At 61.3% G+C, this 10,325-nt stretch carries 5 protein-coding genes; 4 read left to right on the top strand and 1 reads right to left on the bottom strand.

The features are described 5' to 3' along the window. The first annotated feature begins 338 nt into the window (after positions 1 to 338). The gene (locus tag AC1DWM_RS21810; protein ID WP_477796078.1) at positions 339 to 4,655 is read left to right on the top strand and encodes an Lhr family helicase; all 4,317 of its coding nucleotides are present in this window, start codon (positions 339 to 341) and stop codon (positions 4,653 to 4,655) included. 116 nt (positions 4,656 to 4,771) lie between these two features. Here the strand turns inward: AC1DWM_RS21810 and AC1DWM_RS21805 are convergent, their stop codons facing one another. Beyond that, positions 4,772 to 6,898, bottom strand: coding sequence for a mechanosensitive ion channel family protein (locus AC1DWM_RS21805; protein ID WP_477796077.1), 2,127 nt, complete (start codon positions 6,896 to 6,898; stop codon positions 4,772 to 4,774). Positions 6,899 to 7,263: 365 nt separating this feature from the next. Here AC1DWM_RS21805 and AC1DWM_RS21800 point away from each other — a divergent pair, with 365 nt between their 5' ends. The 3 genes from AC1DWM_RS21800 to AC1DWM_RS21790 are packed head-to-tail and all read left to right on the top strand — an operon-like array spanning position 7,264 to position 10,323. After that, the gene (locus AC1DWM_RS21800; RefSeq protein ID WP_223521871.1) at positions 7,264 to 8,061 is read left to right on the top strand and encodes an endonuclease/exonuclease/phosphatase family protein; all 798 of its coding nucleotides are present in this window, start codon (positions 7,264 to 7,266) and stop codon (positions 8,059 to 8,061) included. Then, complete coding sequence (gene clsB / locus AC1DWM_RS21795; RefSeq protein WP_223521869.1) at positions 8,058 to 9,350, top strand: cardiolipin synthase ClsB; 1,293 nt, start codon at positions 8,058 to 8,060, stop codon at positions 9,348 to 9,350. The genes AC1DWM_RS21800 and clsB overlap by 4 nt, the downstream gene beginning before the upstream one ends. Further along, positions 9,337 to 10,323 carry a lysylphosphatidylglycerol synthase domain-containing protein gene (locus AC1DWM_RS21790; protein ID WP_223521861.1) on the top strand — a complete coding sequence of 329 codons (987 nt, stop codon included), beginning with the start codon at positions 9,337 to 9,339 and terminating at the stop codon, positions 10,321 to 10,323. The genes clsB and AC1DWM_RS21790 overlap by 14 nt, the downstream gene beginning before the upstream one ends. Positions 10,324 to 10,325: the final 2 nt, after the last annotated feature.

Raw genomic sequence — 10,325 nt, 5'->3', positions numbered from 1 at the left:
TCTGCCACCGGGGCGCAAGTGCGCTCCAACCCCTGCTAGAAAACATTGACCCCAGGTCAGACCGTCGCGGATTGATGCCTGCGCTCCTACCGGCCTTCGAGGCCTGAATGTAATCGGCATACCGTGAGCTCAACCAATGTTGGCCAGAAGCCAAAGATGGCTTCCTCGAATAGGCCTTATACATAGATGCAACCGGGTAGCAGTGTTTGAAAAGCAGGTAGACAGTGGGGGCGAGTCCATACATAGGAGCAAGGCTTGCCCGCGATAGCAATTTTTCGGTCGCCGCAGATCCCCAGCGGTACTTGCAACTTCCCTGGCTCGCCCGCATAAATTGCTGCATGAATCTGCCAATCCCGACGGACAGCGCCCTGGCAGGCTTCCACCCCGCCGTCAGCGCCTGGTTCAGCAACACCTTCCCGACGGTCACCGCCGCCCAGGCCCGGGCGTGGCCATTGATTCGCCAGCGCCGCTCGACCCTGATTGCCGCACCCACCGGGTCCGGCAAAACCCTCACTGCCTTCCTCGCCGTCATCGACGACCTGGTTCACCGGGGGCTGGAAACCGACGACGGGCTGCCAGATGAAACACTGGTGGTCTATGTCTCGCCGCTCAAGGCCTTGTCCAACGACATCCAGATCAACCTGCAAGATCCGCTCGCCGGGATCACCGAGCAATTGCGGGTGATGGGCCTGCCCCCATTGCAGATCAACACCGCCGTGCGCACCGGTGACACCCCGCAAAAAGATCGCTCGGCCATGCGCAAGATCGCGCCGCACATTCTGGTGACCACCCCGGAATCCCTTTACGTGCTGCTCGGCTCGGACTCCGGCCGACAGATGCTCGGCACCACACGCACAGTGATTGTCGATGAAATCCACGCCATCGCCGCCAGCAAACGCGGCAGCCATTTGGCCCTGAGCCTTGAACGGTTGCAGGCGCTGTGCGCAGAACCGCTGGTGCGCATTGGTCTGTCCGCCACGCAAAAACCCATCGAAGCGGTGTCGCGCTATCTCGTGGGCCGCGACCGTCCTTGCGACATCATCGACATCGGCCACGCCCGCCCACGGGATCTGGACATCGAAGTTCCGCCCGTGCCGTTGTCAGCGGTCATGGCCAATGATGTGTGGGAACTGGTCTACGACCGCCTCGCCGCCCTCGCCCGCGAACACCGGACCACGCTGATTTTCGTCAACACCCGACGTCTCGCCGAACGCCTGAGCCGGCATCTGAGCGAACGCCTTGGAAAGGACGCCGTGGCCGCCCACCACGGCAGCCTGGCCAAAGAGTTTCGTCTGGACGCCGAGCAACGGCTCAAGCGTGGCGACCTGCAAGTGCTGATCGCCACCGCTTCACTGGAATTGGGCATCGACATTGGCGATGTCGACCTGGTGTGCCAAATCGCCTCGCCGCGCTCGATTTCAGGGTTTCTGCAACGGGTCGGCCGTTCCGGGCACCAGATCGGCGGTACGCCCAAGGGCCGCTTGTTCGCCACCACCCGCGACGACCTGATCGAATGCGCCGCGCTGCTCGATTGTGTAAGGCGCGGCGAACTCGACACGTTGCAGATTCCCACTGCGCCGCTGGACGTACTCGCGCAACAAATCATCGCCGAGGTCAGTTGCCAGGAATGGTCAGAGCAAGCGTTGCTGGCGATGCTGCGTAACGCTTCGCCGTATGCCGAACTCGACGAAAAACACTATCAGGCACTGCTGCACATGCTCGCCGAGGGCTACAACGGTCGACAGGGCATGCGCAGCGCTTACCTGCACCGCGACACCGTCACCCGCACTCTGCGCGGTCGCCGGGGTGCCAAGCTGACCGCCGTTACCAGTGGCGGGACCATTCCGGACAACGCCGACTACAGCGTTTTGCTGGAACCCCAAGGGCTGAATATCGGCAGCGTCAACGAAGACTTTGCGGTGGAAAGCATTGCCGGGGACGTGTTCCAGTTGGGCAATACCTCCTACCGAATCCTGCGGGTCGAAACCGGCAAGGTCCGGGTCGAAGACGCTCAGGGCCAACCGCCGACCATTCCCTTCTGGCTCGGTGAAGCGCCAGGGCGCAGCGCAGAACTGTCCTTTGCCGTCGCTCGCTTGCAAGCACACCTCGACGACTTGCTCGGCGCCACGCCGGGCAACCTGCAACCAGCCCTCGACTGGCTGACCGACACCCTCGGCCTGAACGTCGCCAGCGCCGAGCAACTGGTCGATTACCTCGCCCGGGCGCGCCTGACGCTGGGTGCCCTGCCGTCACAAGACACGTTGCTGATGGAGCGGTTTTTCGACGAGTCCGGCGGCACGCAACTGATCATCCACACCCCGTTCGGCAGCCGCATCAACCGCGCCTGGGGCCTGGCCCTGCGCAAGCGCTTCTGCCGCACCTTCAACTTCGAATTGCAGGCCGCCGCCAGCGAAGACGCCATCGTGCTGTCGCTGTCCACCGGCCACAGCTTTGAACTCGACGACGTCTGGCGCTACCTGCACAGCAACAGCGCCGAGCACCTGCTGATTCAAGCGGTGCTCGACGCGCCGCTGTTCGGCGTGCGCTGGCGCTGGAATGCCGGCGTCGCCCTGGCCCTGCCGCGCTACAGCGGCGGACGTAAAGTCCCGCCGCAGATCCAGCGGATGAAAAGCGAAGACCTGATTGCCAGCGTGTTCCCCGATCAAATTGCCTGCGTGGAAAACCTCGCCGGTGAGCGTGAGATTCCCGACCATCCGCTGGTGGAACAGACCCTCGACGATTGCCTGCACGAGGCGATGGACTGCGAAGGCTGGCTGGCGTTGCTGCGGCGCATGGAACGTGGCGAGGTGCGGCTGATCAGTCGAGACCTGCCGGCGCCGTCGCCGCTGGCGGCAGAAATCCTCAGCGCCCGGCCCTACACCTTTCTCGACGATGCGCCGCTGGAAGAGCGCCGCACACAAGCGGTACTCAACCGGCGCTGGACCGATCCACAGTCCACCGACGACCTCGGTGCGCTGGATGCCGAAGCGATTCAAGCGGTACGTGACGAGGCCTGGCCGACGCCTACTGGCGTCGATGAAATGCATGAGGCGTTGATGAGCCTTACGTGCATCAGCGATGCCGAGGCGCAGGCCAATGCGCACTGGCTCGACTGGCTGAACACCCTAACCGACAGCGGTCGCGCCAGCCGTTTGCAAATCAACACCAGGCAAGGCTTGTGGCTGGCATTGGAGCGACTGACCTGCTTGCAGGCGATTTATTCCCAGGCGATATCAGTGCCGGCGCTGCAAGCATTGCCCGGTTTCGATGAGGCCTGGGCGCCAGACGAGGCCGTCGTTGAAGTGATCCGCGCACGGCTCAGCGCGTTTGGGCCGTTGCCACTCACAGAGATTGCCGAGCCGCTTGGATTGGCGGCGAATCATGTCACCCAGGCCTTGGCGCAACTGGAACGCGAAGGCTATGTGTTGCGCGGCCGCTTCACGCCCGGCGCAGGGCTTGAGGAATGGTGCGAACGACATTTGCTGGCGCGAATTCATCGCTACACGGTCAAGCGTTTGCGGCGCGAAATCGAGCCGGTGGCGTTGCAGGATTTCATGCGCTTTCTGTTCGACTGGCAGCACCTGTCGGCGGCGACTCAGGGCCAGGGCAGCGCGGTATTGCCCGCCATTGTCGGTCAGTTCGAAGGCTATCCCGCCGCCGCGTCAGCTTGGGACAGCGACATTCTGTCGGCGCGAATCAAAGACTATTCACCGGGTTGGCTGGATGATCTGTGCCGCAGCGGCAAACTGGTCTGGACGCGCCTGACCGCCCGCAACAAGGGCGCCAGCACGGCATTGCGCAGCACGCCGATTCTTTTGTTGCCGCGCAGTCAGGTCGGCTTGTGGAGCGGCTTGACCGAGCAGACACCGGTCAGCGAATTGTCACCCAAAACGCAAAAGGTGCACGAAGCGCTCAGCCAACACGGCGCGCTGTTTTTCGATGAGCTGATGCACGAAGCTCATCTGCTGCGCTCGGAACTGGAAATCGCCTTGCAGGAACTGGTCGGCGCCGGGCTAGTGAATGCCGACAGCTTCGCCGGGGTGCGGGCGCTGATCACCCCGGCCAGCAAACGCCAAAATCGCAGCAGTCGACGCGGGCGCGGAGCGTTTGTCGGCGGGATGGACGATGCCGGGCGCTGGGCCTTGTTACGCCGCGGGCCTGCCGCGCCGGTTGTGGATAACCAACGTCCGGCGCCGACACCGACCGAGACACTGGAACACATCGCCATGACCTTGTTGCGACGCTACGGCGTGGTGTTCTGGCGCTTGCTGGAACGTGAGGCGGATTGGCTACCGAGCTGGCGCGAATTGCTGCGCACGTTTCATCGGCTGGAGGCTCGGGGCGAAATACGTGGCGGTCGGTTCGTCAGTGGCTTGGCCGGTGAACAGTTTGCGTTGCCCGAGGCGATTCCCCTGCTGCGCGAAATACGCCGCCGGCCGCATGACGGGAGTTTGATTGCGGTGTGCGGGGTTGACCCGTTGAACCTGGCCGGGACGTTGTTACCCGGTGCGAAAGTACCGGCGTTGGCGAGTAATCGGCTGGTGTACCGCGATGGGCTTCCGGCGGCGGCGGAGATTTCCGGCAAGCAGGTTTTCTGGCTGGAGCTGGATCAGCAGGCATCTACAGAGATACGCAGCAAGTTGACTCGCCACTGATCGTTCCCACGCTCCGCGTGGGAATGCAGCCAGAGATGCTCTGCGTCTCAAGAGCGGACGCAGAGCGTCCGGTGAGGCATTCCCACGCAGAGCGTGGGAACGATCTGGAACACAAATCACTGGGTTCGCGGCTGATCCGGCAACAACACCGCCGAATGCTCCCGCGCCACCTCGTCATCCTGCTCATCCATCGGCCGCTTGGGCATAAAAACCTGTTGTGGATAAGTCTGCGCGAAATGCACCCACGGGCTGTTATCCACAAGCTTTTTCAAACGCTGGTTGAATGCCCGGCTCACCGCATATTGCCCACCCGACACGGTGCGGAACTGCGCCGTCAGCACCACGCCATTGAGGTCCATTTTGTCGACACCGAATACATCAAGTGGCCCTTGCAGGTTGTACTTGAGAAACGGGTCGTCGCTGATCGAATGCCCAGCCTCGCGGATCAATTCAATCGCCTTGTCGACATCAGTGTCGTAGGTGAACTGCACCGAGAAAAACGCATAAGCGAATTGCCGGGATTGGTTGGTCACGGCCTTGATCTGGCCGAACGGCACCGAGTGCACAAAACCCTTGCCGTCGCGCAGACGCAGGGTGCGAATGGTCAGACCTTCGACCGTGCCGGCATGCCCGGAATCGAGCACCACCCAATCACCGATCGACAAGGTGTCTTCGATGATGATGAACAGCCCGGTGATGACGTCCTGTACCAGCTGCTGGGAACCGAAACCGATGGCCAGCCCCACGACCCCGGCACCCGCCAGAAACGGCGCCACGTTAATCCCAAGGTTAGCCATGGTGGTGATCGCACAAATCACCACCAGCAGGATTTTGACCGCGTTGCGCAGCAGCGGCAGGATGGTTTTCACCCGCGTACTCGGCTGGTGTGCAGAGCGTTTGTTGACCGGGGGTTTCAGGGCTTCCTGAATCGCCGTGTCGAGCACCACCCAAACCATCCAGGTCACGAGGAAAATCAGACCGATACGGCTCAGCGAATCACTGATCGCTCGCCCGACCGTGTTGCTCATCGCGAACTCCAGGAGTGACACCCCCCAGATACGCCCCAGGATATCGATAAAAACAATCGCCATGCCGATCCGCAGCAAGGCGTGTGAAAGGCTCAGGAAACGCTCTTTGTAGGCATTGCTGCGACGCGCCGCATGCTCGCTGCGGGACTTGAAAAGGTGATGCAGCGTCGTGCTGAGAAACACCGTCGCAATCAACAACACGGTGGTGAACAATGCACTGCGCAGCACCTGCTGATTGTCGTCGCTGATGCTGACCAGGTTGATGACCGAGACCATCACCATCAACAGAATTGGCCAGTACCACAGACCGGAAAATATCCGCAGCGTCTCGCGCAGTGCCGGCTGTTTGAGGCGCTGGGCCAATGGCAGAATGCGGATCAGATGAGCGACCGGACGACGCATTTTGATCACCAGCAGACCAAAGGCAATCGAGGCTCCCAACCCGGTCAATACCGCAACACTGCTGGTGAGGTTGCTACCCAACTGGTGGGCGATCTGCGAGCTGGTCAAAGCATCGCTGATGGCGACCAGAAAGCCGATTCCAAACAACGGCCGTGGGCTGTAGTGACGAAGGATCTGCACCGCCCGACGCTTGTGGCCGGCATTGAACAGGAGCACCAATGTCAGCACTAGCGAGGCGGCGAAGATGCCGCTGCTGGTGGCATAGGCGAAACACAATGCCAGCGCCCGGCCGGCCGAAACCGGCAAGTAGTGGCTGACAAAAATCGTCAATGGCAGGCTGATCAGCGCCGGAATGCTGTAAGGCAATGCATAACCGAGTACCGCCTGGCCGCGTTCGCGGGTGAGCAGCAAACGGTGCCGGCTCAGACGCGTGGCCAGCAGCCCGCCGAGCAGCCAGAGCAATGCAAAGACGCCCGCCCACACACCGGACAAAATCAGGAAATCCCCTGCCACGCTCCAGCTGGAACGCGCCGACGGATGATTGACCAGTTGATCGACTTCATCAGCTGCACGGTCTGCGCGCAGACGCCAGGCATCGACCAGGTCTTCGTTGAGATCGAGTTTTCCCTCGACCTCATCGATGCTCGAACTGATCGCCCCCAGCAAACCACCCTGGACCAGCGGCTCCGGGTGGGCCGGTGGCGTCGCAGCGGTGCTGGTCGCCGGCAGGCCCGGTATCGCCGCCGCTTGCAGCCCTGCGCCGCCCGTCATGAGAAGTAGCGCCAGCAGTATCGCAGTCTTGAACTGATGCAAACGCAGTGCTCCTTTTGAATAGCCGTAATGAAAGCAAAAGATCGCAGCCTTCGGCCGCGCCTACAAGCGTAGATCGGCTAAGAGCGTTGAAGGTCTCGAATCCTCGATCTTTGCGGCCAGCTTGATCGGTTGGGACCTGACACAAATCCCTTGTGTGGGTCATTACCGTCCGTAGCCCCGCCGAAACTTTCTCCCACACAGGGCAGTCATCAAAAGACAGGGCTGTGCGAAGACCATCAGGCGGGAGGCGACATGGCGGCGATTCATATTGGTATTTCAGGCTGGCTCAAACGCCTGCGGAATGTCTATCACCCACTGGCGAGCTTCTTCGCATCCGGCGAATCGTTTGCCAAAGGTGTGCGGCCATGAACGTTTCCGAGCCGCTCGACGCAACCGATGATCCGTCGCCAAACCTCACCGCCGTGCGCCGCTTCACCGTGCTGACGGTCAACACACATAAAGGTTTTACCGCACTCAACCGGCGTTTCATCCTGCCTGAGTTGCGCGAAGCGGTGCGCAGTGTGTCTGCGGACGTGGTGTTTTTGCAGGAAGTCCACGGTGCCCATGAACAGCATCCAATGCGCTACAGCAATTGGCCGGCGATACCGCAATACGAATTCCTTGCTGACACCCTATGGCCGCAATTTGCCTACGGCCGCAACGCCGTCTATCCAGCGGGCGATCATGGGAATGCGTTGCTGTCGAAATTCCAGATCATTGCCCACGACAACCTTGACGTTTCGATCAGCGGCCACGAGAACCGCGGTCTCCTGCATTGCGTTCTGCGTCTGCCCGGCGACGGTCAGGAAGTTCACGCCATCTGCGTACACCTGGGGCTGCGCGAAACCCATCGCACCGAACAGCTCAAATTGTTGAGCCGACGCCTTGCAGAGTTGCCGGACGATGCGCCGGTAATCGTTGCCGGAGACTTCAATGACTGGCGCCAGCGGGCCGATTCGCTGCTCAAACCCTGTGGTCTGCGCGAAGTGTTTGCCGAACATCACGGCAAACCGGCGCGCAGTTTTCCCGCGCGAATGCCGGCATTACGACTCGACCGCATCTACGTGCGCAATCTCAAGGCCAGCCGTCCGCAGGTGTTGGCAGCACGCCCCTGGTCACACCTTTCCGACCATGCACCGCTGTCGGTGGAGATCGAGTTATGAGCATCCCGTCGATGGAAAAAACCAGCGTGGAACACCTGGCCGCCCCGACGACCGGCAAACCCGGCGTAGTCGATGTCAACTATGGCTGGCAAGGCAACAACCGGGTCGAGTTGCTGGAAAACGGCGAGGCGTACTTCCCACGGGTGTTCGAGGCCATGCGTCAGGCCAAGACTGAAATCCTCCTGGAAACCTTCATTGTGTTCGAGGACAAGGTTGGTAACGAGATGCAGCAAGTGCTGATCGATGCCGCCCGGCGTGGCGTGCGGGTCACCGCCAGTCTCGACGGCTTTGGCTGCGGTGAATTGAGCACCGGGTTTCTGGCCGCGTTGAGCGAGGCTGGTGTGCACATTCAGATATTCGACCCGGCGCCTAAGCGTCTGGGCATTCGCACCAACTGGTTCCGCCGCCTGCACCGCAAGATTGTCGTGGTCGACGGAGCGATTGCCTTCATCGGCGGGATCAATTTTTCCGCCGACCATTTGGGCGACTTCGGTCCCGAGGCCAAGCAGGATTATTCCGTTGAAGTGCAAGGCCCGGCGGTGGCCGACATCCATCACTTCGCCCTGCTGCAATGCGGTCGCCCGGCCCGCGCCAAATACTGGTGGCAGCGACGCCGGCAACGGCGTTCGGAACTGGCCTTGAACGATCATGACGGCCAGGTTCGGCTGGTGTACCGCGACAATGGCGACCACAACACCGATATCGAAGAGGTGTATCGGTTGGTGTTGCGCACTGCCAAGCGCCGCGTGGTCATCGCCAACGCCTACTTCTTTCCCGGTTATCGCTTGCTGCGCGAGATCCGCAACGCAGCGCGCCGTGGCGTCGATGTGCGGCTGATTCTGCAAGGCCAACCGGACATGCTGGTGGCCAGACTCGCAGCGCGCATGACCTATGACTATTTGCTCAAGTCGGGCGTGCAGATTCACGAGTATTGCGAGCGGCCACTGCACGGCAAAGTCGCGCTGGTCGATGAAGACTGGAGCACCGTCGGCTCAAGCAACCTCGACCCGTTGAGCCTGTCCATGAACCTGGAAGCCAATGTGTTGATCCGCGACCGGGCGTTCAACCGCACGCTGTTCGAACGGCTTGAACACCTGAGCGACAACCACTGCAAAGCCATGTCCGTCGACACGGCGCCGCGCGGCCGTATCTGGCACATGACGGTCGGCTTCCTGGTGTTCCACTTCCTGCGGCATTTCCCGGCTTGGGCGGGTTGGCTGCCGGCACACAAGCCGCGTCTGAAAGCCTTCACTCAGCCGACCGGGAGTGATCAACATGTCCCGCGCTGAAGCTCACTCGACCAGCCACGCCGCGCACTCGGGCAAGTCCCGCTGGAGCCGCTGGAAACGACCGTTGACGATGCTGTTTTTCCTGGCGCTGATCGTCCTGTTGACGATGCTCGCCCAGCGCCTCGAATGGAACGAAGTGTTCGACACTCTGGCCGACTTCAAGGTACGTACGCTGGTCATCGCCTCGGGGCTGACGCTGTTGAGTTTTCTGGTGTACGCCTGTTTCGACCTGATCGGCCGCAACTACATTCGCCAGGACCTGACGTGGAAACAGATCCTGCCGGTGGGGATCATCAGCTATGCCTTCAACCTCAATCTGAGCGCGTGGGTGGGCGGCATCGCCATGCGTTATCGGCTGTATTCACGGTTGGGCGTGAGCAAGGGCAACATCGCAAAAATCCTCGGCTTGAGCCTGGCGACCAACTGGTTTGGCTACATGGTGATTGCCGGCGCGGTGTTCAGCACGGGACTGGTGCGGATGCCGCCCGGCTGGAAACTGAGCAGCGACGCACTGCAAGGGGTGGGCGTACTGTTGCTGCTGGTGAGCGCAGGCTATCTGGCGGCCTGTCGATTTTCCAAGCGTCGGGAATGGGCCATTCGCGGGGTGGAAATCGACCTGCCGTCACTGCGCATGGCGATGCTGCAATTGGCACTGGGGGCGTTGAACTGGTCGCTGATGGCGGCAGTGATTTTTACCTTGTTGCCGAGCAAGCTGGACTATCCGCTGGTGCTGGGAGTGTTGTTGATCAGCGCCATAGCCGGGGTCATCACGCATATTCCGGCTGGGCTTGGCGTGCTGGAGGCGGTGTTTGTGGCGTTGCTGCAACACGAGGTTTCGCGGGGCAGTCTGGTGGCGGGGTTGCTGGCGTATCGGGCGATTTATTTCATATTGCCGTTGTTGATTACGTTGGTGATGTATTTGGTGGTGGAGGCCAAGGCCAAGTCGTTGCGGATTTCCAGGAAACCCAAGTGATC

Source organism: Pseudomonas sp. P4_C8 (assembly GCF_056401975.1).
Note: the sequence above shows the minus strand (reverse complement) of the source record. Positions and strands in the feature narration are given on the sequence as shown.